Origin of the sequence: Fictibacillus terranigra, from assembly GCF_030412265.1 — a bacterium.
Classification (GTDB): Bacteria; Bacillota; Bacilli; order Bacillales; family Fictibacillaceae; genus Fictibacillus_C; species Fictibacillus_C terrinigri.
Genome location: NZ_JAUHLN010000001.1, coordinates 173551 through 200518 on the forward strand (window position 1 = coordinate 173551; position 26968 = coordinate 200518).

At 46.1% G+C, this 26968-nt stretch carries 32 protein-coding genes; 28 read left to right on the plus strand and 4 right to left on the minus strand.

Features of this window, described 5'->3' with window-relative positions; genetic code table 11:
• Positions 1 to 67: 67 nt before the first annotated feature.
• The 5 genes from gnd to QYF49_RS00880 all read left to right on the plus strand — a co-directional run bounded on the left by gnd (position 68) and on the right by QYF49_RS00880 (position 5486).
• The gene (gene gnd / locus QYF49_RS00860; RefSeq protein ID WP_290397752.1) at positions 68 to 964 is read left to right on the plus strand and encodes a phosphogluconate dehydrogenase (NAD(+)-dependent, decarboxylating); all 897 of its coding nucleotides are present in this window, start codon (positions 68 to 70) and stop codon (positions 962 to 964) included.
• A 235-nt stretch (positions 965 to 1199) separates the two neighbouring features.
• Positions 1200 to 2747, plus strand: coding sequence for a gluconokinase (gntK, locus tag QYF49_RS00865; RefSeq protein ID WP_290397753.1), 1548 nt, complete (start codon positions 1200 to 1202; stop codon positions 2745 to 2747).
• Positions 2748 to 2910: 163 nt separating this feature from the next.
• Complete coding sequence (gene glyA / locus QYF49_RS00870) at positions 2911 to 4146, plus strand: serine hydroxymethyltransferase (protein WP_290397754.1); 1236 nt, start codon at positions 2911 to 2913, stop codon at positions 4144 to 4146.
• A 193-nt stretch (positions 4147 to 4339) separates the two neighbouring features.
• Positions 4340 to 5080, plus strand: a complete 741-nt coding sequence (locus tag QYF49_RS00875) for a DsbA family protein (protein ID WP_290397755.1) — start codon at positions 4340 to 4342, stop codon at positions 5078 to 5080.
• Position 5081: 1 nt separating this feature from the next.
• Positions 5082 to 5486 carry a disulfide oxidoreductase gene (locus tag QYF49_RS00880; RefSeq protein ID WP_290397756.1) on the plus strand — a complete coding sequence of 135 codons (405 nt, stop codon included), beginning with the start codon at positions 5082 to 5084 and terminating at the stop codon, positions 5484 to 5486.
• Positions 5487 to 5527: 41 nt separating this feature from the next.
• Here QYF49_RS00880 and QYF49_RS00885 read toward each other — a convergent pair whose 3' ends face one another.
• Entirely contained in the window at positions 5528 to 6619 is a 1092-nt protein-coding gene (locus tag QYF49_RS00885; protein WP_290397757.1) for an acyltransferase, read from the minus strand.
• 225 nt (positions 6620 to 6844) lie between these two features.
• Here QYF49_RS00885 and upp point away from each other — a divergent pair, with 225 nt between their 5' ends.
• Positions 6845 to 7474 (plus strand): uracil phosphoribosyltransferase, encoded by a 630-nt coding sequence (gene upp, locus QYF49_RS00890; RefSeq protein WP_290397758.1) that lies wholly within the window; start codon positions 6845 to 6847, stop codon positions 7472 to 7474.
• A 303-nt stretch (positions 7475 to 7777) separates the two neighbouring features.
• Here the strand turns inward: upp and QYF49_RS00895 are convergent, their stop codons facing one another.
• A complete protein-coding gene (locus QYF49_RS00895; RefSeq protein WP_290397759.1) occupies positions 7778 to 8185 on the minus strand; it encodes a DUF3889 domain-containing protein in 408 nt (135 codons plus the stop codon).
• Between the two features lie 321 nt (positions 8186 to 8506).
• Here QYF49_RS00895 and QYF49_RS00900 point away from each other — a divergent pair, with 321 nt between their 5' ends.
• From QYF49_RS00900 to QYF49_RS00965, 14 genes are all read left to right on the plus strand, one after another.
• Positions 8507 to 8731, plus strand: coding sequence for an AtpZ/AtpI family protein (locus QYF49_RS00900; RefSeq protein ID WP_248254407.1), 225 nt, complete (start codon positions 8507 to 8509; stop codon positions 8729 to 8731).
• Positions 8728 to 9111, plus strand: coding sequence for an ATP synthase subunit I (locus QYF49_RS00905; RefSeq protein ID WP_290397760.1), 384 nt, complete (start codon positions 8728 to 8730; stop codon positions 9109 to 9111). Before QYF49_RS00900 ends, QYF49_RS00905 begins: the two co-directional genes overlap by 4 nt.
• A 6-nt stretch (positions 9112 to 9117) precedes the next feature.
• Positions 9118 to 9828 carry a F0F1 ATP synthase subunit A gene (gene atpB, locus QYF49_RS00910; protein WP_290397761.1) on the plus strand — a complete coding sequence of 237 codons (711 nt, stop codon included), beginning with the start codon at positions 9118 to 9120 and terminating at the stop codon, positions 9826 to 9828.
• Positions 9829 to 9910: 82 nt separating this feature from the next.
• Positions 9911 to 10123 (plus strand): F0F1 ATP synthase subunit C, encoded by a 213-nt coding sequence (atpE, locus tag QYF49_RS00915; protein WP_061973519.1) that lies wholly within the window; start codon positions 9911 to 9913, stop codon positions 10121 to 10123.
• A 75-nt stretch (positions 10124 to 10198) separates the two neighbouring features.
• Positions 10199 to 10744, plus strand: coding sequence for a F0F1 ATP synthase subunit B (gene atpF, locus QYF49_RS00920; protein WP_425589550.1), 546 nt, complete (start codon positions 10199 to 10201; stop codon positions 10742 to 10744).
• Positions 10741 to 11292 carry a F0F1 ATP synthase subunit delta gene (locus QYF49_RS00925; RefSeq protein ID WP_290397763.1) on the plus strand — a complete coding sequence of 184 codons (552 nt, stop codon included), beginning with the start codon at positions 10741 to 10743 and terminating at the stop codon, positions 11290 to 11292. Before atpF ends, QYF49_RS00925 begins: the two co-directional genes overlap by 4 nt.
• A gap of 19 nt (positions 11293 to 11311) precedes the next feature.
• Positions 11312 to 12811 carry a F0F1 ATP synthase subunit alpha gene (atpA, locus tag QYF49_RS00930; RefSeq protein ID WP_290397764.1) on the plus strand — a complete coding sequence of 500 codons (1500 nt, stop codon included), beginning with the start codon at positions 11312 to 11314 and terminating at the stop codon, positions 12809 to 12811.
• A gap of 206 nt (positions 12812 to 13017) precedes the next feature.
• Positions 13018 to 13881, plus strand: a complete 864-nt coding sequence (gene atpG / locus QYF49_RS00935; RefSeq protein ID WP_290399009.1) for an ATP synthase F1 subunit gamma — start codon at positions 13018 to 13020, stop codon at positions 13879 to 13881.
• 62 nt (positions 13882 to 13943) lie between these two features.
• Positions 13944 to 15332, plus strand: coding sequence for a F0F1 ATP synthase subunit beta (gene atpD, locus QYF49_RS00940; RefSeq protein WP_290397765.1), 1389 nt, complete (start codon positions 13944 to 13946; stop codon positions 15330 to 15332).
• A gap of 22 nt (positions 15333 to 15354) precedes the next feature.
• Positions 15355 to 15759 carry a F0F1 ATP synthase subunit epsilon gene (locus QYF49_RS00945; RefSeq protein WP_290397766.1) on the plus strand — a complete coding sequence of 135 codons (405 nt, stop codon included), beginning with the start codon at positions 15355 to 15357 and terminating at the stop codon, positions 15757 to 15759.
• A 141-nt stretch (positions 15760 to 15900) separates the two neighbouring features.
• Positions 15901 to 16443, plus strand: a complete 543-nt coding sequence (locus QYF49_RS00950) for a glycerol-3-phosphate responsive antiterminator (protein ID WP_290397767.1) — start codon at positions 15901 to 15903, stop codon at positions 16441 to 16443.
• Between the two features lie 206 nt (positions 16444 to 16649).
• Positions 16650 to 17477 (plus strand): MIP/aquaporin family protein, encoded by an 828-nt coding sequence (locus QYF49_RS00955; RefSeq protein WP_290397768.1) that lies wholly within the window; start codon positions 16650 to 16652, stop codon positions 17475 to 17477.
• Positions 17478 to 17531: 54 nt separating this feature from the next.
• The gene (gene glpK / locus QYF49_RS00960; protein ID WP_290397769.1) at positions 17532 to 19025 is read left to right on the plus strand and encodes a glycerol kinase GlpK; all 1494 of its coding nucleotides are present in this window, start codon (positions 17532 to 17534) and stop codon (positions 19023 to 19025) included.
• Positions 19026 to 19229: 204 nt separating this feature from the next.
• Positions 19230 to 20891: a glycerol-3-phosphate dehydrogenase/oxidase gene (locus tag QYF49_RS00965; RefSeq protein ID WP_290397770.1), complete on the plus strand. Its 1662-nt coding sequence runs from the start codon at positions 19230 to 19232 to the stop codon at positions 20889 to 20891.
• Positions 20892 to 21025: 134 nt separating this feature from the next.
• On the opposite strand, the gene QYF49_RS25615 is transcribed toward QYF49_RS00965, so the two are convergent.
• Complete coding sequence (locus tag QYF49_RS25615) at positions 21026 to 21193, minus strand: DUF1722 domain-containing protein (protein ID WP_354005782.1); 168 nt, start codon at positions 21191 to 21193, stop codon at positions 21026 to 21028.
• Positions 21181 to 21336, minus strand: a complete 156-nt coding sequence (locus QYF49_RS00970; protein WP_290397771.1) for a hypothetical protein — start codon at positions 21334 to 21336, stop codon at positions 21181 to 21183. Before QYF49_RS00970 ends, QYF49_RS25615 begins: the two co-directional genes overlap by 13 nt.
• 272 nt (positions 21337 to 21608) lie before the next feature.
• Here QYF49_RS00970 and QYF49_RS00975 point away from each other — a divergent pair, with 272 nt between their 5' ends.
• From QYF49_RS00975 to nuoK, 8 genes are read left to right on the plus strand one after another with little or no spacing between them, the layout of a single operon-like run.
• The gene (locus QYF49_RS00975) at positions 21609 to 21983 is read left to right on the plus strand and encodes an NADH-quinone oxidoreductase subunit A (RefSeq protein WP_290397772.1); all 375 of its coding nucleotides are present in this window, start codon (positions 21609 to 21611) and stop codon (positions 21981 to 21983) included.
• A complete protein-coding gene (locus tag QYF49_RS00980; protein ID WP_283891432.1) occupies positions 21974 to 22486 on the plus strand; it encodes a NuoB/complex I 20 kDa subunit family protein in 513 nt (170 codons plus the stop codon). Before QYF49_RS00975 ends, QYF49_RS00980 begins: the two co-directional genes overlap by 10 nt.
• Before the next feature lie 3 nt (positions 22487 to 22489).
• Entirely contained in the window at positions 22490 to 23581 is a 1092-nt protein-coding gene (locus tag QYF49_RS00985; protein WP_290397773.1) for an NADH-quinone oxidoreductase subunit C, read from the plus strand.
• Between the two features lie 3 nt (positions 23582 to 23584).
• Positions 23585 to 24685 carry an NADH-quinone oxidoreductase subunit D gene (locus QYF49_RS00990; protein WP_290397774.1) on the plus strand — a complete coding sequence of 367 codons (1101 nt, stop codon included), beginning with the start codon at positions 23585 to 23587 and terminating at the stop codon, positions 24683 to 24685.
• Complete coding sequence (nuoH, locus tag QYF49_RS00995; protein WP_290397775.1) at positions 24685 to 25689, plus strand: NADH-quinone oxidoreductase subunit NuoH; 1005 nt, start codon at positions 24685 to 24687, stop codon at positions 25687 to 25689. The genes QYF49_RS00990 and nuoH overlap by 1 nt, the downstream gene beginning before the upstream one ends.
• Before the next feature lie 26 nt (positions 25690 to 25715).
• A complete protein-coding gene (nuoI, locus tag QYF49_RS01000; RefSeq protein ID WP_290397776.1) occupies positions 25716 to 26135 on the plus strand; it encodes an NADH-quinone oxidoreductase subunit NuoI in 420 nt (139 codons plus the stop codon).
• Positions 26132 to 26644: an NADH-quinone oxidoreductase subunit J gene (locus QYF49_RS01005; RefSeq protein ID WP_290397777.1), complete on the plus strand. Its 513-nt coding sequence runs from the start codon at positions 26132 to 26134 to the stop codon at positions 26642 to 26644. Before nuoI ends, QYF49_RS01005 begins: the two co-directional genes overlap by 4 nt.
• Entirely contained in the window at positions 26641 to 26955 is a 315-nt protein-coding gene (nuoK, locus tag QYF49_RS01010) for an NADH-quinone oxidoreductase subunit NuoK (protein WP_290397778.1), read from the plus strand. Before QYF49_RS01005 ends, nuoK begins: the two co-directional genes overlap by 4 nt.
• Positions 26956 to 26968: the final 13 nt, after the last annotated feature.

A 26968-nucleotide genomic window follows, 5' to 3' on the forward strand; every position in this document is an offset into this window, starting at 1 on the left:
AAAAATTTTAGTATATAATGATTTTGGAAGAAAAAAATTTTCATAAATTTGAAAGGGGCATATCGATATGCAAATCGGAATGATCGGCCTTGGTAAAATGGGTTACAACCTTGTTCTTAATCTTCTCGACCACGGCCACGAAGTCGCAGCGACAGACGTGAATAAGGAACAGGTGAAAAATATTGCGAACGACGGAGCAACAGGCGTTGAATCCATTAAAGAGCTCGTCATCGGATTAAACACACCGCGTGTAGTTTGGATGATGGTACCTGCGGGAAACATTACGGAAGATGTTCTTTCTGAACTGAAAAACGTACTGGAGCCAGGAGATATTGTTATCGACGGCGGAAACTCCAACTATAAAGATACATTGCGCCGTGCAGAAGAGCTGAAAGAAAAAGGGCTTCATTTTGTCGATGTTGGGACAAGCGGCGGAACGGAAGGAGCACGAAACGGTGCTTGTACAATGATTGGCGCAGAGCCGGAAGTATTTGACATCATTGAACCGGTCTTTAAAGACCTTTCCGTGGAAAACGGCTATCTTTATACAGGAAAAGTCGGAAGCGGACATTTCTTGAAAATGGTTCATAACGGAATCGAATACGGCATGATGCAAGCAATTGCTGAAGGATTCGAAGTTCTGGAGAAAAGCCAGTTTGATTATGACTATGAAGCGGTTGCGAAAATGTGGAACCACGGTTCTGTGGTCCGTTCATGGCTCATGGAATTGACTCAGAACGCATTCTCTAAAGATCCTAAGCTTGAAGGCATTAAAGGTGTGATGAACTCTTCTGGAGAAGGAAAATGGACAGTTGAAGCTGCTCTTGACCTCCAAGTTCCGGCACCGGTTATCGCGCTTTCCTTGATGATGCGCTACCGTTCTCTTGAGGACGATACGTTCACAGGTAAAGTAGTTGCTGCTCTCCGCAATGAATTCGGCGGCCATGCAGTGGTAAAAAAATAATCTCGTAGCCAAGGGGGTGACTGATTCTAAAATTGTCACCCTCTCTTTTTGAGTCTGGCTCAGCATAGGTTCTCGATAGATGAAAAGTATGATCTTCTTTTCATCATTGGTCGCTTCACTCTTGTCGAACCTTAGCAGGGCGCTCGCGCTTTTCTTTTTATCGTAATTTCTAATCAATCTTGGTAACATACTAAGCTATAGGCAGGCAAGTGCAAGATCGGAAAGGATGGTACGTATGGATTCAAAAAAGTACTTGATGGGTGTAGACATCGGGACGACGAGCACAAAAGCGGTTATATTTGACCGAAAAGGAACGGTCGTCTCACAGCATACAGTTGGCTATCCGCTGCTAAGCCCCACGCCGTCAACTGCAGAGCAGGAGCCGGAGGAGATTTTAAGGGCTGTGATTACTTGTATAAAACAGAATATGGCGGAAAGTCTCATTTCTCCGGATGATCTTGAACTGATTTCCTTCAGTTCAGCGATGCACAGTGTCATTGCGGTGGACGCTAAAGGAAACGCATTGACGAGGAGCATTACGTGGGCAGATAACAGAAGCGCTTCCTACGCGGAAATCATTAAGAACGAATTGAACGGGCATGAGGTTTACTTAAGGACCGGTACACCGATTCATCCGATGTCCCCGCTTTCGAAGCTGCTTTGGATGAAGCATGAACTGAATGAAGCGTATTCGCTTGCCCACAAGTTCATCGGGATTAAGGAGTACGTCTTTTACAAGCTTTTCGGTGAGTTTCTGATCGACCATTCCATCGCTTCATCAACAGGAATGATGAATCTGGAAAAATTGAAATGGGATGAGGAAGCGTTGAATATTGCCGGCATTACGAGTGAAAAACTCTCAACCCTCGTTCCAACGACCCATGCTGTGAAAGGGCTTGCGCCTGAACTTGCCGACAGTCTGGGCATCCGAACGGAAACTCCTTTTATCATCGGTGCCAGTGACGGTGTCCTTTCCAACCTTGGGGTGAACGCCATCGAGCCGGGTGTTGTCGCCGTTACGATCGGCACGAGCGGTGCCATCCGTACGGTAAGTGACAAGCCGGTCACCGACCAAAAAGGAAGAACATTCTGTTATGCCCTGACAGATAAGCATTGGGTGATTGGTGGTCCTGTAAACAACGGAGGAATGACGTTCCGCTGGGTGAGAGACCAGTTCGGCGCTGCTGAGGCAGAGACGGCTATGCGCCTTGGAGTGGATCCGTACGAAATGCTGACAGGGATTGCAGAAAAGGTCTCTCCAGGTGCTGACGGACTTTTATTTCATCCGTACATGGCAGGAGAAAGGGCACCGCTATGGAACGCTGATGCGCGAGGGTCGTTTTTCGGGCTGGCGCTCTACCATAAAAAAGAGCATATGATTCGAGCGGTGCTTGAAGGAGTTATTTTTAACCTGTACAGTGTGATGCTTGCCCTTCAAGAACTGATTGGCATTCCAAAAGGAGTGCAGGCAACAGGAGGTTTTGCCCGTTCTGAGCTTTGGCGCCAGATGATGGCTGACATCTTCAATCAGGATGTGACCATTCCGGAAAGCTTTGAAAGCTCATGCCTTGGTGCGGTCATCCTTGGATTATATGCGTTGGAAGAAATTGATGATTTCTCCATCGTGTCTGAGATGGTCGGCAGCACACATCAGCATAAGCCTAATCCTGACAATGTCGAAACGTATCAGGAGCTCATGTCCATCTTCCTCTCTGTATCACGCAGCCTGGAGGACGATTATAAAAAAATCGCAGATTTCCAAAGAAAAAGGCTCGAACAATAATCACAGAAGCAGTTCACTCTTTTTGGAGGGGACTGTTTTTGCTGTACTAAAAAAATTGGAAGCGCCTACTCCGTTTTAAATTAAAAGAGACATAACAAATCCCCTGGAGGCTGTGTTACAATGGGTTTGAATTAGGACTTTTACACGAGGGGGATGCACACACTTGGAAAAGCTAGCTGTTCAAGATCAAGAAGTTTTTGCTGCTATACAGGACGAACTAGGTCGTCAGCGGAATAAAATTGAACTTATTGCATCAGAAAACTTTGTAAGTCAAGCGGTAATGGAGGCTCAAGGGTCCGTACTGACCAATAAGTACGCAGAAGGATATCCAGGTCGCCGTTATTACGGAGGATGCGAATATGTTGACGTAGCCGAAGATTTAGCAAGAGACCGTGCCAAGAAGCTCTTTGGAGCGGAACATGTCAACGTTCAGCCTCACTCCGGTGCACAGGCAAACATGGCTGTGTATTTTACCGTATTAGAACCAGGTGATACGGTTCTCGGTATGAATCTTTCCCACGGAGGTCATTTGACCCACGGAAGCCCGGTTAACTTTTCCGGCGTATTGTATAACTTTGTCGAGTACGGAGTGGACAAAGACACTCATTTGATCAACTATGAGGATGTCCGCCAAAAAGCGCTTGAGCACAAGCCGAAGGTCATTGTTGCAGGTGCGAGCGCATATCCACGAGCAATTGATTTCAAAAAGTTCCGTGAGATCGCCGATGAAGTTGGAGCCTACCTCATGGTAGATATGGCTCATATCGCTGGGTTAGTGGCAGCGGGACTTCATGAGAATCCGGTGCCTTACGCTGATTTTGTAACAACAACTACACATAAAACATTGCGCGGTCCACGAGGCGGAATGATTTTGTGTAAAGAAGAGTTTGCCAAGAAGATTGATAAGTCCATTTTCCCTGGAATCCAGGGGGGACCTCTTATGCACGTGATTGCGGCTAAAGCTGTCGCGTTCGGTGAAGCGTTGAGCGAGGACTTCAATGCCTATGCAGGACAAATTGTTGATAATGCAAAAAGGCTGGCTGAATCCCTTGAAAAACAAGGAATCACTCTTGTCTCCGGAGGCACGGATAATCACTTGATTCTGATCGACGTCAGCAAGCTGGGCATTACCGGCAAGATTGCGGAAAAAGCATTGGATGATGTTGGGATTACCGTTAACAAAAACACCATTCCATTCGATCAAGAAAGCCCGTTTGTCACCAGCGGAATCCGTATCGGAACAGCTGCTGTTACATCCCGCGGCTTCGGACTTGAAGACATGGATGAAATTGCATCCCTGATTGCTCTCGTTGTGAAAAATCCTGAAGATGAAGGAACATTGAAGGAAGCGAGCGATCGTGTAGCAGCCCTTGCCGGAAAGTATAAACTTTACGAGTAAGAAAAGAGAATGGAGAAAGGCGTCCTGGAGAGGGCGTCTTTTTTGATCTTAAAGAACGGCACCCCCACCCAAAATCCTATAAAAGTTAAGAGAATGTTCATTTGTAAATTGCAGAAAACTTGTATACTCTTAAGTAGAACTGGTCTTTGATTGAATAGTTAGTAAATAAATTTAAGGCAGTAGAGGTGAAAAGATGGCTAAGCAAAAACCAAAATCAAAAGGCAAGGCAAAACCGAGGAATTATGTGCGCAGCAAAAACCAAAAATCTTCAAGCTGGATTTTCTGGGTGATCGGCATTATTGCTGCAGGTATCATTGTCGTCTTATTTGCAGGGAATTTTGGCGATAAGGGGAAAGACTCCGATCAGAGTGCCTCGATTGATTATAAAGGCCAGCCTTTCCTGGGTGATGAGTCGGCCGATGTAAAAGTCATCGAATTTGGAGATTATAAATGTCCGGTATGTAAAAACTTCAACATGACATTCTTCCCGGAAGTCGATAAAGATTTAATTAAAACGGGAAAAATTAAGTTTTATTTTATCCATTATCCGTTCATTAACGTGGATTCAAGGCGTTCGGCGCAGTTTGCGGAAACCGTTTATTCAGAACTTGGCAACGACAGCTTCTGGAAGTTCCATGAGCTGCTTTACAAAAAACAGCCGATAGACCACAAATATGAAAAACAGGACATTTTTACAGAGGACTTCCTGGTGAAGACGCTGGCGGAGGCTACCTCTGAGAAGGATGCGGCCAAGGTGAAAAAGGCATTCGGCAGCTCCAATCATGATGAGGATGTAAAAACGGACGAGGCGCTCGTAAGCAAGCTTGGCGTGGACTCCACCCCGACGCTGTTTGTGAACGGCAAGAAGTTCACGGGAAGCACGTACGGCGATTTTAAGAAACAAGTAGAAGAAGCCGCTAAGGGGAAAAAGTAAGATGAACAAGCCACTGTTGCTGAGCTGGCTCGCTGCCCTCATCGCGGTGATCGGCTCACTTTATTTCAGTGAGGTACTGCATTACATCCCGTGTACGCTTTGCTGGTACCAGAGAATTTTAATGTACCCGCTTGCCGTCATTCTCGGTGTAGCGTTCTATACCCATGACAGCAGAATTGCACGTTATGTGCTGCCTCTCTCTGGTTTAGGTGTCATTGTGTCAGGCTATCATATCGCACTGCAGAAAATTCCTGCACTCCAGGAGTTTGAAGTGTGCACATCGGGTGTGCCGTGCTCACAGGACTACATCAACTGGCTTGGGTTCGTCACGATCCCCATGCTTGCCTTTGCCGCTTTTGCTGTCATCACTGTCAGTATGATCATGCTAAAAAAGCAATCCGTTTAAAAGGATTGCTTTTTTTCGTATTGACGGCTTGTTTTAAAGGGTTAAGCCGCGTCTCTTCGCATATGATGGAGCTTTCCTTTTGGCCGTGGTACGGGGATCACATATTGATGGAAAGGCATCAGCTGAATCAGTTTTACAAGAAATACAGTGAGGGCCAAAACAAGTACAAACATGAGCGGCAGGGTTTCGGTTTGCCAGCCCTGTTTCGGCATCACTTTGCTCACAAAAAGAATAACAACCGGGTGAACAAGATAAATACCCATAGAAAGGGTCCCTACTGTATATAAACGGTCACGTATAAAGGGCAGCTTTTGAATAATGACATATAGACCAATACTAGCAAGGCATAATACCGGAATGTTGATTAAATTGGTCATGCGCTTTGAGGCGACAGATCCCATGATTTTATATTCCATAATAGCTCCTGCATAGACGAGGACGCTGAGTGCAGAAAGAAGCAGCAGCCGATTTTTCGTAAATCGTACTACGCTGTCCCAGTGGTAGGCCATGAAGCCTCCAAACATAAAGAAAAAAATCCAGGATAGCAGAAAAACCCGGTCCATGATGAGCATATCCATCCTGTTTTCAAAGAAAGAAAAATCTTTCAGTCTGGAAAAATAAGCGTTGATACAAAAGGTTGCGAAAAGCGTAATCCCCCATGCCTTTGTGGACTTAATAAGCTGAAATACGGGAAATAACAGATAAAACTGGATGACGATTGCCATGAAATAAAGGTGGTAGAACGACTCGCCGAGAGTAAACTTTATAAGAAATTCTTTAGGGTCAGCCGGAATGGAGCCATGAACTACATACTTGGTGATCAATAAATAGAATAGACTCCAAATCAAAAAGGGCATAATGATTTTTGCCGTCCTCGATTTGATAAACGATTTTGCATAAAAACCCCTTCTCCTGACCTGAAAAAACAGCAAAAATCCGCTGATCACTGCAAAAGTCGGCGTTCCAAAACGTGCAAGCTGGTTGATGCCGAACGTAAACCAGTTAAAGACTTGTCCATGATGGTTATAATAAGCAGCCGAAATATGGACAAGGAGCACCCCGATGCATGCAAAAGCTCTTAAAAAGTGAATTTCATTAAAATAGACAGGATCGCGAGGCTGATTGTTGTTCACCTTATCATTCCTTTCTCCGTGTTAATACTTCAATGGTAACAAGGTAAGGAACCAGTTTGAGGGAACTCTTGCAATCTTTATACGATCTTTACAATGACATTTTTTACTGGAAGTTTTTTAGAACTTGAAGTAGTCCTTCTTTTTCTGTAAAATGCTGAAGAGGTTATGTGCAAAGAAAAGAAGCTCGGGTTGTAGAACCCGTTGTCAAAAAGGAGAGGTAGCAGGATGGGTAATGTTTTGGTTTTGGATCATCCATTGATACAGCATAAATTAACACATATTCGTGACGTTGGAACAGGAACAAAGGAATTTCGTGAGCTTGTAGATGAAGTAGCGGGGTTGATGGCTTTTGAAATCACGCGTGATCTTCCGCTTGAAGAGGTTACGATTCAAACTCCGGTAGCCGAAGCACGGATGAAAGTCATCGCTGGGAAAAAGCTCGGACTTGTACCGATTCTTCGTGCCGGCCTTGGAATGGTAGACGGCATCTTAAAATTGATTCCTGCAGCGAAAGTAGGGCATGTCGGTTTATACCGCGACCCTGAAACCCTTTTGCCTGTTGAATACTACGTCAAGCTTCCTTCCGATGTAGAAGAGCGCGACTTTATCGTAATCGATCCGATGCTCGCAACTGGAGGCTCAGCCGCTGCAGCCATCACTTCCCTTAAGAGCCGTGGAGCGAAAAGCATCAAGCTGATGTGTCTCGTTGCAGCTCCAGAAGGAATCGAACTGATCCATAAAGACCATCCGGAAGTTGATATCTATTTGGCAGCCCTCGATGAGAAACTCAATGATCACGGTTACATCGTTCCTGGGCTGGGTGACGCAGGGGACCGCCTTTTCGGAACAAAATAATTGAAGTTGAAGAAGCGTCTGGGAAGTCTCCGGTTGCTTCTTTTTTTGCCCGTCAGGCAAAATGAATGTACCGAATGTGTCGATGGGGGGCGTGTATCACCGTTACAATAATAAATGCGTCCGTTTCGATAATAGATCGGTTTTTTCAATATTAAAAAGAGATTTTTGATAATAAAATCAGGAATTTCATAATAAAAGCTTAAGTTGGCCCCACCGTCACTTTATTGTCCAGAAAACGCAAAAATACCCCTCCGCTCACTCCTGGGCATCCAGAAACAAACGAAAGGGCCGTTTTTAACAAAATCAGCTGATCTCCTCAAACCCCACGGAAATAAGTTTTCCGTTGTCCGGATCATGCAGTACCTTCACTTTCACGTCTTTTTCCACTCTGTTCTCCGTTACGATGAAGTCAAAGAAATCAATGACCGTACCATCGGCATTGACACGGCGTGTGTCGTACTGGTAGTCGCTGATCGTGCTGTTTGGATACTTTTCCTTCGTGCGCTCCAGGGCAATTTTTCCCCATTTCGCATAATCCTGGCGCATCGGCTCGGTAGACATGTTGGTCCCGTTGTTCCGGTTTTGGTCTTCGTAATAGCCTGTCTGATGGGGTTCAACATTGTTTTTCCGATCGGTTGCATTATTATTCATGCATGCCCCTAAAATCATCAGAAAAAAAGCAAATAAAAATCCAGTTTTATTGAGCTTCAAGTGATAGCCTCCTCAGGAATCGATTATCACTCAAAAGTGTTTGCAAAAACATAAAAATTATACATAAATGAACAATTAATAAGGTGAAATATCCCGCGATTTTCCTAAGGAAAAGCAATATTATAGAGCATTTGAATAAACATATAGGAATTGTGACAGATTTTCCACAATTTATACGATATTTAACCCCTAATTGCGTTGACACCGAGGTACCGCTATTGTATCCTTACAAAGGGAATATGGTAAGGTTTTCATACTAGGAGACTAGCGCGTTTCCTAATATTTTGAACTCTTGCTTATATTTCGGAAGGAGTCCATGCGATGAGCACCGGGAAACGGCCTTATAAAGCAATGGCATTAATGTCAGGTATATTGTCAACACTAGTTGGAGGTATATTGCTTGGACTTTTCGGCGGTATGTGGCTGGATCGCTTCACGGGAACAAGTCCTTTGTTCCTCATCATTGGCTTGTTTCTAGGGCTTGGAGCCGGCGTTTATGGCATGATCCGTTTATTATCCAACCAATCAGGAGAAGAACGCAAATGACCGAGTACACCATGACCTACAGAAGATACATAAAGTATACACTCTTTATGCTCTCTTTTTTTGTCCTCGGATACGGAGTAACGTCCTACAAATCCATCTTCCTCGGTTTATCATTCGGCACCCTGTTCGGTCTATTTAATCTCTGGAGTATGTACTCCAGTATCGAGCGGCTCGGACAAGCAGTCATTAACCAGCAGAAAGTCAGGACAATGGGCTCATTATCAAGACTTCTCATGGGAGGTCTCGCGGCGCTAATTGCCATGAGATTCCCGCAATTCTTCAATTTGTTAAGTGTGGTAATTGGATTGATGACGGTCTATATTATCATGTTAATAGATTCACTAACTAAAACCATACGTACTCCAAAGGAAAAGAGGTGAATACAGGTGGAACACGAAGCTCCGATACATACGTTTATGGGTTTGCAATTTAACCTGTCTAACGTATTGATGATTACAGTTTCATCACTTATGGTTTTCCTGATTGCTGTACTGGCTACCCGTGCCTTGTCCATGAGACCGGGCGGAATGCAAAACTTCCTCGAATGGGTAGTGGACTTTGTAAAAGGAATCATTAATAGCACAATGGACTGGCATACCGGCGGACGCTTTCTAACATTAGGACTCACGCTGCTTATGTACATTTTTGTCTCCAATATGCTGGGACTGCCGTTTGCAGTGGCTTTCGGACATGAATTATGGTGGAAGTCTCCGACAGCGGATCCGACGATTACATTGACGCTCGCTGTTATGGTTGTGGTTTTAAGCCATTATTATGGAGTGAAGTTAAAGGGTGCTAAAGCATATGGTTCAGAGTTCTTCAAACCATTCAAGCTTTTCTTCCCATTAAAGCTGATTGAAGAATTCGCAAACACACTTACGCTGGGTCTTCGGCTTTACGGTAACATCTATGCCGGTGAAATTCTTCTCGGCCTTCTCGTGGGTCTCTCACACCAAGGTATCTTTGCTGGTATCCTGGGAATCTTCCCATTGATTGTATGGCAAGGGTTCTCGGTTTTCGTAGGTGCTATCCAGGCATTTATCTTTACCATGTTAACAATGGTTTATTTAGCCCATAAAGTGGCTGATGACCATTAATTAATATAATTTCCGTTTCCGGCCAAATAACCGGGAACAAAAAAATAAAATTTACAGGGGAATAGAAGGGAGTAATACAAAAATGAATCTTATTGCAGCAGCAATTGCAATCGGTCTAGCAGCACTAGGTGCAGGTATTGGTAACGGTCTTATCGTAGGACGTACAGTTGAGGGGGTTGCTCGTCAGCCAGAACTACGCGGTACGCTTCAAACAACAATGTTTATCGGGGTTGCGTTAGTTGAAGCACTTCCTATCATCGGTGTTGTTATTGCATTTATCGTTCTTGGGAAGTAATAACAGCAAGATTTAAAAAGATCTCAATAATGGCGAAGCATGTTTCAAAACTGGAACTTTTCTTCGCCATTCCTTATGTATGACCTATTGAAGGGAGGAAATACCGTGCAATCCTTAATTTTAGGTGCTGCAACCGGTGGTGTTAACGGCGGAGATATTCTCTTCCAATTACTAGCATTCATAATCTTAATGCTCTTGTTACGCAAGTATGCATGGGGTCCGTTAATGGGCATCATGAAAGAGCGTCAATCTTATATAACAAATGAAATCGAAGCAGCAGAAACAAACCGCAAAGAAGCGGAACAGCATCTCGCTGCACAAATTCAAGAATTAAAACAAGCGCGTGAAGAAGCAAGAGCGATCATTGAAAATGCGAAAAAACAAGGTGAAGTCCAAGGGGAAGCGATCATTCAGGCTGCCCGCGGCGAAGCAAACCGTGTCAAAGAAGAAGCGCTTGCTGACATTGCCAGTGAAAGAGAAAAAGCTGTGGCTACTCTCCGTAACGAAGTCGCTTCTCTATCCGTTATGATTGCTTCTAAAGTCATTGCGAAAGAACTAGATGAGCGCAGCCAGGAGAAGTTAATCCAGGATTACCTTCAAGAGGCAGGCGAAGCTAGATGAGCAAAGATTTGACAGTAATTGCAAAACGTTACGCATCAGCGCTTTTTGAAGTGGCAGGGAAAGAGAATCTTGATAAGGCCGAAGCTGAGCTTCGCCTTGTAAAAAGCATCATGGAACAAAACCATGATATTGAAAGGATTTTAAACCACCCGCAAATTTCTGAACAACAGAAAAAACAAATCGTAAAAGACATCATTGGCACGGATATTTCGGCATCGGTCCTGAACACGGTCTTCCTGCTCATCGACCGCAACCGCCAAGGTTTGATCACAGAGATGGCCGGCCAATTCATTGAATTAGCAAATGAATCGCGCGGCATTGCTGATGCAACCGTCTACTCTGTCCGTTTGTTATCTGAAGATGAAAAACGCCAGCTTGAGGAAACGTTTGCGAAACGAGTAGGCAAGCAGCGGCTGCGCATTGAAAATATTATTGACCAAAGCCTCGTGGGGGGCGTAAGAATCCGCATCGGCAACCGTATTTTTGACGGAAGTGTCCGCGGAAAATTAGAGCGTATTGAACGTCAATTAGCCGCTACGCAAGGCTAAAAAGATAGGGGTGAAATTCATGAGCATTAAAGCTGAAGAAATCAGTGCTTTAATAAAGAAACAGATTGAAAACTATCAGTCTGAAATCGAAGTAAACGATGTCGGTACAGTTATTCAAGTCGGTGACGGTATTGCCCGTGCGCATGGATTGGATAATGTTATGGCTGGTGAGCTTGTTGAATTTTCTAACGGTGTTATGGGTATGGCCCAGAACCTTGAGGAAAACAACGTAGGTATCATCATTCTCGGACCTTACCAGGAAATCCGTGAAGGGGACGAAGTGAAACGTACAGGGCGTATCATGGAGGTTCCGGTTGGACCTGAACTTTTAGGACGAGTGGTTAACCCGCTTGGTCTTCCTCTTGATGGAAAAGGGCCTGTAGAAACGGTAAAAACACGCCCAATCGAGCAAAAAGCTCCAGGAGTTATGGCTCGTAAGTCTGTACATGAGCCGCTTCAGACAGGTATCAAAGCGATCGATGCCCTCGTTCCAATCGGACGCGGACAGCGTGAGCTGATTATCGGAGACCGTCAAACTGGTAAAACAGCAGTAGCGATCGATACGATCATCAACCAAAAAGATCAAGACATGATTTGTATCTATGTTGCCATCGGGCAAAAAGAGTCTACGGTTGCTGGCGTTGTTGAAACACTTCGCGAGCATGGAGCTCTTGATTACACAATTGTTGTTTCTGCAAGTGCTTCCCAGCCTGCTCCTCTTCTTTTCTTGGCGCCGTATTCTGGTGTATCCATGGCTGAGGAGTTCATGTGGGATGGAAAACACGTTTTGATCATTTATGATGATCTTTCTAAACAAGCAGCAGCTTACCGTGAACTTTCCTTGCTTCTTCGCCGTCCTCCAGGCCGCGAAGCTTACCCAGGGGACGTTTTCTACCTTCACTCACGCCTTCTTGAGCGTGCAGCGAAACTAAACGACGATCTAGGCGGCGGTTCAATCACGGCGCTTCCGTTCATTGAAACACAAGCGAGTGACGTATCGGCTTATATCCCGACAAACGTAATCTCCATTACTGATGGACAGATCTTCTTGCAGTCTGACCTGTTCTTCTCCGGTGTACGTCCTGCGATCAACGCAGGTATCTCCGTATCCCGTGTAGGGGGATCCGCTCAGATCAAGGCAATGAGCAAAGTATCCGGTACACTCCGTCTTGACCTGGCTTCTTTCCGTGAGCTTGAAGCATTTGCTCAGTTCGGTTCTGACTTGGATAAAGCGACTCAAGCAAAACTTAACCGTGGTGCGCGTACGGTTGAGGTGCTTAAACAAGGCCTTCACAAACCGCTTCGCGTAGAACTTCAAGTTGCCAGCCTTTATGCCCTCACAAGAGGATATATTGACGATGTAGCAGTTGAAGATGTCACACGTTTTGAAGAAGAGCTTCATGCTTACATGGAGACCAACTCTAAAGACGTTCTTGACCAAATCAAAACCACTGGAAAACTTCCAGAAGGCGACGAGCTGGACAATGCGATCAAAGCGTTCAAGAAAGTTTTTGCATAAGAAAAACTGAAGCCGCTGTTTAAGGACGAAAAGCACTGGAACTCTTGTGCTTCAACACGGTTTTTGTGTCGGGGTGAGAGAGTGAAGTGTCTCGAGTCCCTGGCGGCTGAAGCTGGATCCGGTGTTAACAGTAAAATAATGTTTTCTAATAGATAACTGCAGGATGCTGTATGCATCCTGCAACCAGCTTAAATAAAAGGTGGTGAATACGAGTGGCATTACGAGATATTAAAGCTAGAATCGATGCAACAAAAAAGACAATGCAGATCACAAAAGCGATGGAGATGGTATCCGCTGCTGCCTTGAACCGTGCTGAGCAAAACGCCAAACGATTTGTTCCTTATATGGATAAAATTCAGGAGGTGGTTTCCAGCATCGCTTCAGGAAGCAAGAGCGCACGCCATCCTATGCTTCTTAGCCGTCCTGTGAAAAAGACAGGATATTTTGTCATCACAGCAGACCGCGGTTTGGCAGGTGCCTATAACTCCAACGTTCTTCGTCACGTTTTCCGTACGATTAAAGAGCGCCATCAGTCTCCTGATGAATATGCGATCATCGTTGTAGGTAAGGTAGGCCTTAACTTCTTTAAGAGCCGAAACATGCCGGTTTTGGACAGCATTACCGGTCTGGCTGACCAGCCATCTTTTGCAGACATTAAAGCGATCGCGAGCAAAGCGGTCAATCTATATGCGAACGAAACGTTTGACGAGCTTTACATGTACTATAACCATTTCGTCAGTGCCATCCAGTCAGAGCTGACGGAAAAGAAAGTCCTTCCGCTGGCTGACTTTGATGGAGCGAGCACATCAACTGCTTCTTACGAGTACGAGCCTTCTGAAGAAGAGATTCTAGAAGTCTTGCTTCCACAGTATGCTGAAAGCTTGATCTACGGAGCGTTATTGGACGCTAAAGCAGCGGAGCATGCTTCTCGTATGACAGCGATGAGAAATGCAACTGACAATGCAAACGAATTGATCGGCCAGTTTACGCTTACGTATAACCGTGAACGTCAAGCTGCCATCACTCAGGAAATTACCGAGATTGTCGGCGGGGTAGCGGCACTCGAATAGATTTTTATGCCTCATTCAGGCATGCCGGCACAAACCAGTGCCAGAAGTTAGGAGGGGAAACGATGAATAAAGGTTATATAACTCAGATTCTAGGACCTGTTGTTGACGTTAAATTTGATGACAGTCTTCCGGAACTTTTGAATGCATTAACTGTTGACGCTGAAGGCGTTCAATTAACTCTAGAAGTAGCCCTTCACCTAGGTGACAACACTGTCCGTACCATCGCGATGGATTCTACAGACGGTCTTGTACGTGGAATGGCAATCAATGATACAGGCAAACCGATCTCCGTTCCTGTAGGAAGTGCGACACTAGGCCGTGTATTTAACGTGCTTGGTGACCACATCGACCTTGGTGAACCGGTTCCTGCCGACGTTCGCCGTGATCCGATTCACCGCGGAGCACCAAGCTTTGAAAACCTTACAACTCGTACTGAAATCCTTGAAACAGGAATTAAAGTCGTTGACCTTATCGCTCCTTACGTTAAGGGTGGTAAGATCGGTCTTTTCGGTGGTGCGGGTGTAGGTAAAACTGTACTCATCCAGGAATTGATCAACAACATCGCACAAGAGCATGGCGGTCTTTCCGTATTTGCTGGTGTTGGTGAACGTACTCGTGAAGGAAATGACCTTTTCCACGAAATGACTGATTCCGGTGTTATTAAGAAAACAGCGATGGTTTTCGGACAGATGAACGAGCCGCCTGGAGCGCGTGCGCGTGTAGCACTATCCGGGCTTACAATGGCTGAGTTCTTCCGTGATGAAGAAGGACAAGACGTATTGTTCTTCGTTGATAACATCTTCCGTTTCACGCAAGCAGGTTCTGAAGTATCTGCCCTTCTTGGCCGTATGCCATCTGCGGTAGGTTACCAGCCGACTCTTGCAACAGAGATGGGTCAATTGCAGGAACGTATCACATCCACGAAAAAGGGTTCTGTAACATCCATCCAGGCGATCTATGTACCGGCTGATGACTATACTGACCCGGCTCCGGCAACAGCGTTTGCCCACTTGGATGCAACGACTAACCTTGAGCGTAAATTGACAGCTATGGGTATTTACCCTGCGGTAGATCCATTGGCATCCACTTCACGCGGACTTACTCCTGAAGTTGTTGGAGAAGAACACTACAATGTGGCACGCCAAGTCCAGCAAACATTGCAGCGCTATAAAGAATTACAAGATATCATCGCGATCCTCGGTATGGACGAGTTATCTGAAGAAGATAAATTGGTTGTACAGCGTGCGCGCCGTATCCAGTTCTTCCTCTCTCAAAACTTCCACGTTGCCGAGCAGTTTACTGGTCAAAAAGGTTCGTATGTACCAGTTAAAGAAACGATCCGAGGATTCAAAGAAATCCTTGATGGCAAGCACGATGACCTTCCAGAAGATGCATTCCGTCTTGTAGGTTCTATTGATGAAGTTGTTGAAAAAGCGAAGACAATGGTCTAAACCTATAAGGGGGTAAGACGAAATGAAAACGTTAGAAGTAAGTGTAGTCACCCCTGATGGTCCAGTGTTTGAAGGAACGGCGAATATGGTCAGCGCAAAAGCGAAAAGCGGAGAGCTGGGTGTTATGCCAGGACATATTCCGTTGGTTGCTCCTTTAACCATCAGTGCTGTACGTGTGCATCAGGATGGAAGAACACAATATGTGGCCGTTAGCGGTGGATTTATCGAAGTCCGGCCTGAAAAAGTAACCGTTCTTGCTCAATCGGCTGAGCTAGCCAGCGAGATTGAAATGGAACGTGCGCAAGCAGCTAAAGAGCGTGCTGAGCGCCGTTTGGCGGCAACGAGTCAAAACGATATCGACCACCAAAGAGCAGAGCTTGCTCTTCGGCGTGCGGTTAACCGTATTGATGTCGCGAGCCGCAGATAAAAAAGCAAGCAGCCTCCCTGGCTTTGGCCGGGGAGGTTTTTCTATTTTCATGATCGGTTTGAACCCCTCCTGTAAGGACGGTTTTCTTTTTTGTTGCGAAAGAGTATATAATAAAGGAAACCCGCATTTTGGAGGAAAAAAATGAGCTTTCAAAACCAAACCATTTTACCGGCGGTCCGAAAATGGAAAGAACTCGAACAATTGTTGAACAGCCAGTATACCTACATCGTGATTCTGGACAGCCATATCGCCCAGTTGAAAAACATGGTGAAAATCGCCGGACAGGCCAAAAAGAAGCTGTTTATCCATGCGGATTTAATAAGCGGGTTAAAGGCAGATGAATATGCAGCAGAATTTATTTGTCAGGAAATCAGACCAGCGGGCATCATTTCAACCCGTACGAATGTGATCACAACGACAAAAAAGAAGGGTTTGACGGCCATTCAGCGTTTATTTCTTCTCGATTCGATCGCACTTGAAACCAGCTACAAGATCATCGAAAAAACACAGCCTGATTTCATTGAGGTTTTGCCTGGATTGATGCCGAACATCATCACGGAAGTTCATGAAAAAACCGGGATTCCTGTGTTTGCTGGCGGGTTGATCCGAACGAGAGAAGAGATTGACTTGGCGATCAAAGGCGGAGCGGTGGCAGTAACCACTTCCGATAAAGAACTCTGGTAGATTAGACATTTCATGAAATTCCCATATCCTTACCCATTGACAGCGTTTTCAAGCTGTGATTAAATATTAGACAAGTTAATAATTTGACGGAGAATCGGAGATCAGCGGAAGCCCTTACACAAAATAAGGGGATTTTTTGCTGGTCTTTTTTTCCGCTAAGAGAAAGTTTTCATTCTTTTGTCTAATTTGGAAGGAGTGTGTTGGGGATGTCACCGATACTCGGAGAAATGATCGGAACAATGATTTTAATTATTTTTGGCGGAGGCGTTGTTGCCAATGTTAGCTTAAAGAAATCAAAGGCAGAAGGCGGGGGCTGGATCGTCGTTGCACTTGGCTGGGGCCTTGCTGTTACCATGGGAGTTTACGCTGTTGGAAAATTCAGTGGAGCGCACATGAATCCAGCAGTTACTTTAGGAATGGCTGCGATTGGCGAATTCAGCTGGTCTCAGGTTCCAGGATACATTGCAGCTCAGATGCTTGGCGGCTTCCTAGGCGGCATTATCGTATATTTCCAATTTTTGCCTCACTGGAAACAAACGGAGGATCCTGCTGTAAAGCTTGGTGTTTTCTCTACTGATCCAGCCATTCCACATACATTATCGAATCTGTTAAGTGAGTTTATAGGAACAGCGGTTTTGCTTGTAGGACTTTTATCCATCGGGGCGAATAAGTTTACAGAAGGGCTCAATCCTTTGATCGTCGGATTTTTAATCGTAGCGATCGGCTTGTCACTGGGGGGCACAACCGGTTACGCGATTAACCCGGCGCGTGACCTCGGTCCGAGACTGGCGCATTTCTTCTTGCCGATCAGCGGCAAGGGCGGGTCGAACTGGAAGTATGCCTGGATTCCTGTTGTCGGGCCAATTTTGGGAGGCGTTTTCGGCGCATTATTCTATCAGGCACTGTTCGAAGGCAAGGTAACCGCATTCTTTTGGAGCTGGACGGTATTTTCCGCATTGGTGCTGGCAGCCGCTCACTTTGCAGGAAAAAGCGGCACACAGGGGTTTAGCCATGGTGAAAGAATCAAGAACTAACCAAAAACATAATAACAAAGAAAAACAGTAATTTTGCAAAGGAGAGTTATTTCCATGGAAAAGAAATACGTATTATCACTAGATCAGGGAACAACCAGCTCACGAGCCATTCTTTTTAATAAAGAAGGCGAAGTGGTTTCCGTAGCGCAAAAAGAATTTACACAGCATTTCCCGAAACCAGGCTGGGTTGAGCATAACGCCCAGGAGATCTGGGGAAGCATCCTTGCGGTAGTAGCACAGGTGCTCGAAGGAACGAATACTTCTCCTAAAGAAATAGCGGCCATAGGAATTACAAATCAGCGTGAAACAGCGGTCGTATGGGATAAAACTACCGGGAAGCCGATTTACAATGCGATCGTATGGCAATCGCGGCAGACGGCAGATATTTGTGAAGAATTGAAGGCGCAAGGCCATAACGACCTATTCAGAGACAAGACCGGTTTGCTGATCGATGCTTATTTCTCAGGTACAAAAGTCAAATGGATCCTGGATAATGTGGAAGGGGCACGTGAAAAAGCAGAAAAAGGCGATTTGCTCTTTGGAACGATCGACACATGGCTTTTGTGGAAAATGACCGGCGGGGAAGCCCACGTTACTGATTATTCCAACGCGTCCAGAACGATGATGTACAACATCTATGATTTGAAATGGGATCAGGAACTGCTTGATATCCTTGGTGTTCCTTCTTCTATGCTTCCTGAAGTGAAATCCTCGTCAGAAGTGTACGGTCATACAATCGACTATCACTTCTTTGGTGAAAGTATTCCGATTGCAGGGATTGCCGGTGACCAGCAGGCCGCGCTATTCGGGCAAGCCTGCTTTGAAACAGGAATGGCGAAGAATACGTACGGAACCGGCTGTTTTATGCTGATGAATACCGGAGAAAAAGCAGTGCGTTCAGAGCATGGACTATTGACGACACTCGCGTGGGGCATAGATGGAAAAGTGGAATACGCGCTTGAAGGAAGTATTTTTGTAGCGGGATCAGCTGTTCAATGGCTTCGTGACGGTCTACAGCTAATCCGCACTTCTCCCGAAAGTGAAGAGCTTGCTGAACGTGTAACCTCTTCTGATGGGGTATATGTGGTACCGGCCTTCGTCGGGCTCGGAACGCCATATTGGGATAGCGAAGCACGAGGAGCTGTTTTCGGTTTGACACGCGGAACGAAAAAGGAACACTTTGTTCGCGCAACATTGGAGTCACTTGCTTACCAGACTCGTGATGTATTAACAGCTATGGAAGCTGATTCCGGCATTGAACTGAAAAAGCTTCGTGTAGATGGCGGAGCGGTGAAGAACAATTTCCTCATGCAGTTCCAGGCGGATATTCTCGGTGTTCCGGTAGAACGTCCGGAGATCAACGAGACGACAGCCTTAGGAGCGGCATATCTTGCTGGTCTTGCGACAGGATTCTGGAGCGGACGCGAAGCCATTGCTGACAAATGGAAGGTCGAAAAAGACTTTGATTACAGCATGGAAGAAAAAGAACGCGAGGACCTATACAAGGGCTGGAAAAAAGCCGTTGAGGCAGCACGAGTTTTTAAATAAAAGCGCAACATTTGCAAATTTCATCATAACTTGTTATGATAGCATTAAGTTAATAATGGTCGGAGCTACGGAGAGACCTCAATACCCTGAGATAGGTTCAGGGATATTGTGGTCTCTTTTTTTGTTCTCCCTCCAAAAAAACGCTTTAAATGACGTAATTTAGGAAAAGAATAAATAGATGGAAAAAAGAAGGAGTGGCGTGATATGGGTAATCAATTTTCAAGCAATAAAAGGGAACAATATATAGAAGATATGAAGAACGCTTCCCTTGATTTGTTAGTCATCGGGGGCGGTGTAACAGGGGCAGGAATTCTGCTTGATGCCACGACTCGCGGAATGAAAGCCGGCGTTTTGGAAATGCAGGACTTTGCCGGAGGCACGTCCAGCCGTTCTACTAAACTTGTCCATGGGGGACTTCGCTACTTAAAACAGTTTGAAGTCGGTCTGGTTGCAGAGGTGGGGAAGGAACGTGCGATCGTTTATGAAAATGCCCCGCATGTTACTACACCAGAATGGATGCTTCTTCCGTTTTATAAAAAAGGAACGTTCGGCAAGTTTTCTACATCCATTGGTTTAAAGGTGTATGACTTCTTGGCAGGTGTAAAACGAAAAGAACGCAGAAAGATGCTGAGCAAGGACGAAACCATGAACCGCGAACCCCTTTTGAAAAATAAAGATCTGCTTGGCGGCGGTTATTATGTAGAGTATAAAACAGATGATGCCCGTCTAACCCTTGAGATCATGAAAGAAGCGGTGAACCGCGGAGGAAAAGCAGTCAACTATATTAAAGTCATAGATTTCATCTATGACAACGACGGCAAGATACTGGGTGTAAAAGCTGAAGACACAGTTTCCGGAAAAGTGCACGAAATCCATGCGAAAAAAATTGTAAACGCAACGGGTCCGTGGGTCGATGAACTGCGCGATATCGATAAATCCAAAAAAGGAAAAAGAATTCACCATACAAAAGGAATCCACCTTGTGATTGACCAGGAGCGCTTCCCGCTCCGCCAAGCGGTTTACTTTGACACACCAGACGGACGAATGGTGTTTGCGATTCCTCGTGAAGGCAAAACGTATGTCGGTACGACAGATACGGATTACAAAGGGGATTTAAAAAATCCAAGAATTACGCATGATGATGTTGATTATGTCGTAAAAGCGATCAATTTCATGTTCCCGGACGTGAAAATGACTGAAAAAGACATCGAATCTTCTTGGTCTGGATTACGCCCATTGATTCACGAAGAAGGAAAGGATCCTTCTGAAATTTCAAGGAAAGACGAAGTGTTCTTCTCACCTTCAGGATTGATCACGATTGCTGGCGGCAAGTTAACCGGATATCGTAAAATGGCAGAAAAAGTAGCAGATATCGTAGCTGGCCAGCTTGAAAAGGAAGCAGGAATCAAATACGACACAAGCAATACGAAACACCTTGTTCTATCAGGCGGGAACGTAGGAGGAAGCAGCCACTACCCTGAATATATCCGCCAAAAAGTATCGGAGGGCCAAAACCTCGGCTTAAGCAAGGAAGATGCGGAACAACTCGTAAAGAAATACGGTTCCAATGTTGACCGTCTGTTTGAGATCATCCGGGACGGCCAAAAAGAAGCCGATCTCAATAAATTGCCGGTCAACGTCTATGCCACATTGATCTATGCAATGGACGAAGAGATGGCGACAACACCTGCGGATTACTTCATCCGCCGTACAAGTGCGATGTACTTTGACATTGCTTACGTACGCCAATGGAAAGAAAAAGGAATTGCTTTGATGGCCAAACACTTAAGCTGGACACCTGAGCAAACCAGGCAGCACACAGAGGAACTCGAACGCCAAATGAGCTACAGCACAGAAGCAATCTAATCTTTTTAGGTGCCAGGCACCGCTCTTTGACATATGTCAAAGGCGGGTGCCTGGCACCTTTTTCAATAAAGCAGAATTCCCCAAAATAAGGGCTGGGATACGATACACTAATATAGCTCAATTGCTTTGCAGATTCAGGCTGAGAAAGCAAAAAGTCGCCCGGCATGGAGGCAGGGGGCAAGCAGATAAAAGAATCGATTCTTTTCTTCCTGTGTAGCCGCCTTTTTGAAATAACCCCAAACATGTTCGGCTGTATTAAGAAAGGCTTTCCTGGAATAGGGAAAACTCTCTATCTCTCCCAATGCATTGAAATTTTTTTATAATCTTCTTCCCCTCTTGCCTTATGGAACATATTTTTGATCTTGCTGTAATACTGGCAGCCCTTCGCCGTAACATCATATTTTTGTATCGCCCACTCCAGTTCAGCTTCCTTTCGGATTCTCATAAACACCCTCCTGTTTCCGTTGTCAGACATACTGCCGCTAAAAGAGACCCACTAAAATCCATCCCTTCAGCGCAGAGACAAGGAATGGCCAAAGTCCATTCCAGTCTCTTTGCGTTCCCCCTCATTCTATCCCCCGAACAAGCACATATAATAGGAGTATAGTAATGAACCAGTGCCAGTCTCCCTCCTGTGTCGACACAAATTTTGGAATTTGCTATAATGAATACGATTACATAATGTTTAAAAAATTCTGATGATTAGGGAGGTAATGGATGGAGTTAACACATGTTTACCAAAACAATTACCTTGTTGTAACCGTCTTTCTCGCCTTGGGTATTCTTTTGCCGGTTGGGGCATTAACGGCAGGGCGCCTGCTCCGCCCGTACAAACCGACAAAAGAGAAAGCAACCACATATGAGAGCGGAATAGAACCCTTTCATCAAAGCTGGATCCAGTTTAATGTAAGATATTATTTGTTTGGCCTCATGTTTGTCATCTTTGATGTAGAAACCGTATTTTTATATCCATGGGCGGTCGCCTATGAACATCTCGGCGCGTTTGCCCTCATTGAAATGGGGATTTTTATTGTGATGCTCGCCCTTGGCCTCGTATATGCCTGGAAAAAGAAGGTGCTGAAATGGATCTGAAACTGTCGGATATTTCGCCTGAAGAAAAAGCTGAGCTTGAACGCAATATCTTTTTAACTACTTTGGAACAGATTAAAGCATGGGCAAGAAGCAATTCACTATGGCCGCTTACGTTCGGCCTTGCCTGCTGCGCCATAGAAATGATGGGAACAGGATCATCCCACTATGACCTGGACCGTTTCGGCAGCATATTCCGGACCTCCCCGAGACAGTCGGATGTCATGATTGTCTCCGGAACGGTAACAAAAAAGATGGCTCCAGTTCTTAAAAGGCTTTATGATCAAATGCCTGAACCGAAATGGGTGATCGCCATGGGCTCTTGCGCTACAGCAGGTGGACCTTATATCAAGTCATATGCTGTCGTTAAAGGAGTAGATCAAATCGTTCCTGTTGATGTTTATATTCCCGGCTGTCCGCCAAATCCTGCAGCCCTTATCTATGGAATCAACAAATTGCAGGAGAAGATCCGTTACGAAGCGAAGACTGGGAAGAAGGTGATGTAAGGCATGCCTAGCGAAAACGATGGAAAATCTCCAGGGTCTGAATTAAAAAAGCAGGCTGCAGCTGAGGCGAAAGCGAAGGCCCTGGAGCTTGCCAAACAAAGAGCGCTCGAGAAAAAAGAGGAGAATGAAAATTCTTCCCACGAAATGAGCATTGAAGAGCGAAAGAAAAAGGCGGTTGCAGAGGCAAAAGCCAAAGCTGCAGAGTTAAAAGCATTAAGAGAAAAAGAAGAAGCACCAAGTACCAATGATTCTCTGGCTGATGATAAGGCAAAGGCGGCAGCGAAAGCAAAGGCTGCCGCAGCAGCGAAGGCAAAAGCGGCAGCTGCTGCCAAAGCGAAAGCAGCGAGAGAGGGAGCGGGGGACCCGTCTGATCCCGCAGCCGATGAAAAGGCAAAGGCGGCAGCGAAAGCAAAGGCCGCCGCAGCAGCGAAGGCAAAAGCGGCAGCTGCTGCCAAAGCGAAAGCAGCGAGAGAGGGAGCGGGAGATTCATCTGGCCCTTCCGATGAAAAAGCAAAGGCAATTGCGGCCGCCAAGGCGAAAGCCGCCGCCGCTGCAAGAGCAAAAGCGGCAGCTGCCGCGACGAAGGCCGAGGAGCCTGCTGAGGAACAAAAACCATCCCCCCTGCAGCCGCTCCTTGATCGTTATGTCAGCCTAATCCAAAAGGCATTGGGAGAGGATGTGCTTGAAGACAGCTACATCAACCGGCTTTCCAGGGACGTTCCGACCCTCGTTGCCAAACCGGATACATATTTTAAAGTTGCACAGCTTTTAAAACACCACGGAGAACTTCGTTTTGATTATTTGTCAGAACTTCACGCCACAGATTTTGAAACTCATCTAGAAGTCTACAACCATTTTTATTCCTACTCGCATCGCAGTCCCGTTGCATTAAAAGTAAAAATCAACAGAGAAGAAGCAGTGATCGATTCGCTCGCCCCTCTTTGGGCGGGGGCTGACTGGCCGGAACGGGAAGCCTTCGACCTGCTGGGCATAACTTTTACCGGTCATCCGAACTTAACGAGAATCATGATGCCCGACGATTGGGTGGGTCACCCGCTTCGAAAAGATTATGAACCGTATGATGTGGAGGTGTAGCCGGTGATTCGCACGGAGGAAATGCTGCTGAATGTCGGCCCACAGCATCCGAGCACCCATGGGGTGTTCCGGATCGTGCTGAAAATCGACGGAGAGACCATTATTGAAGCCCAACCGGTCATTGGATATCTTCATCGCGGGACAGAGAAACTCGCGGAAAACCTTCAATACACACAAATTATTCCGTATACCGACCGGATGGATTACCTTGCGGCCATGACGAACAATTATGTGATCTGCCATGCGGTGGAAACGATGATGAACCTTGAAATCCCTGAACGGGCGGAATATCTTCGTGTTCTTGTGATGGAGCTTGGCCGCATTGCCAGTCATCTTGTCTGGTTTGGAACATATCTTCTGGATATCGGAGCAATGAGCCCTTTTCTATATGCCTTCAGGGAAAGAGAGGCGATCATCGGGCTGCTGAACGAAATATCAGGGGCACGTCTTACGTTCAATTACATGAGGATTGGCGGTGTGAAATGGGATGCCCCGGAAGGCTGGATCGAGAAAATCAGGGAATTTGTTCCTTACATGCGCGAGCAGCTGTCGGGATATCACGACCTCGTTTCCGGCAATGAAATCTTCCTGAACCGTGTAAAAGGTGTTGGGTTGTATTCGAAGGAAGAGGCCCTCGATTACTCACTGAGCGGAGCTAACCTGCGCTGTACGGGGATTAGCTGGGACTTGAGAAAAGACGAATCCTATTCCATCTATGACCGGTTCAGCTTTGATGTTCCCGCTTTTGACAGCGGGGATGCCTGGGCCCGCTATCAGTGCCGGATGGCAGAGATTGAAGAATCCTTAAAAATTGTGGAGCAAGCGGTGGAGCAGTTTCCTGAAAACGGGGAGATCATGGCGAAGGTGCCAAAGATCATCAAGCCGCCAAAAGGAGAGGCTTACGTCCGGATCGAGTCGCCGCGCGGGGAGATCGGCTGTTATATTGCTTCGGAAGGGAAAAAGGAGCCCTACCGCCTGAAATTCAGAAGGCCTTCTTTTTATAACCTTCAAATATTGCCAAAGCTCCTTGTAGGGGAAAACATTTCAAACCTGATTACCATACTGGGTGGAATCGACATCGTGTTAGGGGAGGTGGACGGCTGATGATGAATCATTTGTTATCCTCGCCTCCAGGCTGGATCCATGCGGCCATCTTTTTCGGTTTAGGAGCCTGCCTGCTGGTTATCGTTCTCGGATTTGTCACGTATGCCATTTTGGCAGAGCGAAAAGTACTGGGGTTCATGCAGCTTCGCCCGGGGCCAAACCGGGTCGGCGGGCGTTTCGGTCTTCTTCAGACCGTGGCAGATGTGCTGAAGCTGCTGATCAAGGAAGACACCATACCGAAGCTTGCCGATAAACCGCTTTTTATTCTGGCGCCGGTTCTCGCTTTTGCTCCGGCGTTCATGGTTTTAGCGGCGATTCCTTTTTCTGAGCACCTGAAGTTTTCCGATCTCAGCATCGGCCTTCTGTATTACATAGCCATATCAGGTATTACCACGGTAGGGATTTTAATGGCCGGATGGGCTTCCAACAATAAATACTCGCTTCTAGGGGGAATGCGGTCTGCGGCCCAGATGATCTCGTATGAGATTCCTCTGGTCATCTCGGTGATCGGGGTGATTTTATTCAGTGGAAGCCTTAATTTGACCGACATTGTGAACGGACAGGAAAAGGTGGCTTATATCTTTCTGTCACCGCTCGGCTTCATCGTCTTTTTCATCTCCTCCATCGCTGAGCTGAACCGTACCCCGTTCGACCTGCCGGAGGCCGAATCTGAGCTGGTCGCCGGCTATCACGTAGAATATTCAGGCTTTCGCTGGGCTTTCTTTATGCTTACGGAGTATGTATATCTTTTTGCCATGGCTGCTTTAACGACCGTCCTTTTTCTTGGCGGATGGAAGCCGATCCCGTTTTTGGGCTTTATTCCGGGGATCATCTGGTTCGCCCTGAAGTTCAGCGTGATCGTCTTCTTTATGATATGGATCCGGGGAACAATGCCTCGTTTGAGAGCCGATCAGCTCATGGAGTTTGCGTGGAAAGTACTATTGCCGGTCGCTTTACTCAACATCTTTGTCAGTGCCGTTGTGAAAGAACTCTTCTTAAGATAGGTCCAGCAAAAAAGGAGTGGTGTGAGGTGAAAGGTCTTGCAAAGGGCTTAAAATATACGCTCAGTAATTTGACGAAGCAGAATGTGACAACACAATATCCGGATGTCCCTCTTCAGATGCCAGACCGTTTCCGGGGCATTCAGAAATTCTATCCGGAAAAATGTATCGTCTGCAATCAGTGTGCGAACATTTGCCCGACAGACTGTATTCAGCTGACTGGCAAGCCCCATCCCGACCCAGGGAAAAAAGGGAAAATCATTGATACGTATGACATCAATTTTGAGATCTGCATTCTGTGCGATCTTTGTACAGAAGTCTGCCCGACTGAAGCAATCGTCATGACCAACAATTTCGAACTGGCGGAGTACAGCCGGGATGAACTGTTCAAAGATCTGCTTTGGCTCGATGAGAACGACAGCAACGTGAGGAAGGAGAATAAAGCATGACAGGAGAAATGATTGCTTTCTTTATCCTGGCCTTGGCTGCCATAGCTGGCGGTGTACTGATGATTAATCTGTCAAACGTGGTTCATATGGTGGTGGCGCTGGTGTTCACGTTCCTGGCCATCGCCGGCATCTACATCACGCTGTCGGCAGAATTTGTGGCTGCCGTCCAGGTGCTGATCTATTCTGGTGCCATCACGATCATCATGCTGTTTGGGATCATGCTCACCCGCCATGAACGGGATACGGCATCAAAAATGCCAAGGATGACCGTTTTATTGTCAGGAGCAGGAGTAGCGCTCTTTTTCCTGATTATGTTTTTTGGCATAAACCGTCTCAGCCTCGGATCACCGGCGGCTGATTTACACATTGAGAACACCAAAAAAATTGGGGTCGAACTCTACTCAAAGTACATCATTCCATTTGAACTGACGTCTGTCCTTCTATTGGTGGCCTTGGTCGGAGCGATTGTGCTTGCGAAAAGGGACGAAGAGAAGGAGGCTGAAAAATGAATAGTATTCCTTTGTCCGTTTACCTTGTACTGGCCCTGATCCTGTTCTGCATCGGGCTGTTTGGAGCGCTGACGAAAAGAAATGCAGTCATCGTGCTCATCTCCATTGAACTGATGCTGAACGCAGTTAACATTAACCTTGTTGCTTTTGCTAAGTATGGCGCCAAACCCGGCCTGACCGGACAGATCTTTTCACTTTTTACCATCACCGTTGCGGCTGCTGAAGCGGCGGTAGGGCTGGCCATTCTGATGGCCCTGTACCGAAACCGCAAGACCGTTAATGTGGATGAAATGGATATTATGAAGCGCTAAAAAGGGGTTGGAA

Bases quoted from the DNA above. Each gene is read 5' to 3' on its own strand.
- gnd (WP_290397752.1), top strand. From the start codon at position 68: ATGCAAATCGGAATGATCGGCCTTGGTAAAATGGGTTACAACCTTGTT.
- gntK (WP_290397753.1), top strand. From the start codon at position 1,200: ATGGATTCAAAAAAGTACTTGATGGGTGTAGACATCGGGACGACGAGC.
- QYF49_RS00875 (WP_290397755.1), top strand. From the start codon at position 4,340: ATGGCTAAGCAAAAACCAAAATCAAAAGGCAAGGCAAAACCGAGGAAT.
- QYF49_RS00880 (WP_290397756.1), top strand. From the start codon at position 5,082: ATGAACAAGCCACTGTTGCTGAGCTGGCTCGCTGCCCTCATCGCGGTG.
- upp (WP_290397758.1), top strand. From the start codon at position 6,845: ATGGGTAATGTTTTGGTTTTGGATCATCCATTGATACAGCATAAATTA.
- QYF49_RS00900 (WP_248254407.1), top strand. From the start codon at position 8,507: ATGAGCACCGGGAAACGGCCTTATAAAGCAATGGCATTAATGTCAGGT.
- QYF49_RS00905 (WP_290397760.1), top strand. From the start codon at position 8,728: ATGACCGAGTACACCATGACCTACAGAAGATACATAAAGTATACACTC.
- atpE (WP_061973519.1), top strand. From the start codon at position 9,911: ATGAATCTTATTGCAGCAGCAATTGCAATCGGTCTAGCAGCACTAGGT.
- atpF (WP_425589550.1), top strand. From the start codon at position 10,199: ATGTATGACCTATTGAAGGGAGGAAATACCGTGCAATCCTTAATTTTA.
- QYF49_RS00925 (WP_290397763.1), top strand. From the start codon at position 10,741: ATGAGCAAAGATTTGACAGTAATTGCAAAACGTTACGCATCAGCGCTT.
- atpA (WP_290397764.1), top strand. From the start codon at position 11,312: ATGAGCATTAAAGCTGAAGAAATCAGTGCTTTAATAAAGAAACAGATT.
- atpD (WP_290397765.1), top strand. From the start codon at position 13,944: ATGAATAAAGGTTATATAACTCAGATTCTAGGACCTGTTGTTGACGTT.
- QYF49_RS00945 (WP_290397766.1), top strand. From the start codon at position 15,355: ATGAAAACGTTAGAAGTAAGTGTAGTCACCCCTGATGGTCCAGTGTTT.
- QYF49_RS00950 (WP_290397767.1), top strand. From the start codon at position 15,901: ATGAGCTTTCAAAACCAAACCATTTTACCGGCGGTCCGAAAATGGAAA.
- QYF49_RS00955 (WP_290397768.1), top strand. From the start codon at position 16,650: ATGTCACCGATACTCGGAGAAATGATCGGAACAATGATTTTAATTATT.
- glpK (WP_290397769.1), top strand. From the start codon at position 17,532: ATGGAAAAGAAATACGTATTATCACTAGATCAGGGAACAACCAGCTCA.
- QYF49_RS00965 (WP_290397770.1), top strand. From the start codon at position 19,230: ATGGGTAATCAATTTTCAAGCAATAAAAGGGAACAATATATAGAAGAT.
- QYF49_RS00970 (WP_290397771.1), bottom strand. From the start codon at position 21,336: ATGAGAATCCGAAAGGAAGCTGAACTGGAGTGGGCGATACAAAAATAT.
- QYF49_RS00975 (WP_290397772.1), top strand. From the start codon at position 21,609: ATGGAGTTAACACATGTTTACCAAAACAATTACCTTGTTGTAACCGTC.
- QYF49_RS00980 (WP_283891432.1), top strand. From the start codon at position 21,974: ATGGATCTGAAACTGTCGGATATTTCGCCTGAAGAAAAAGCTGAGCTT.
- QYF49_RS00985 (WP_290397773.1), top strand. From the start codon at position 22,490: ATGCCTAGCGAAAACGATGGAAAATCTCCAGGGTCTGAATTAAAAAAG.
- nuoH (WP_290397775.1), top strand. From the start codon at position 24,685: ATGATGAATCATTTGTTATCCTCGCCTCCAGGCTGGATCCATGCGGCC.
- QYF49_RS01005 (WP_290397777.1), top strand. From the start codon at position 26,132: ATGACAGGAGAAATGATTGCTTTCTTTATCCTGGCCTTGGCTGCCATA.
- nuoK (WP_290397778.1), top strand. From the start codon at position 26,641: ATGAATAGTATTCCTTTGTCCGTTTACCTTGTACTGGCCCTGATCCTG.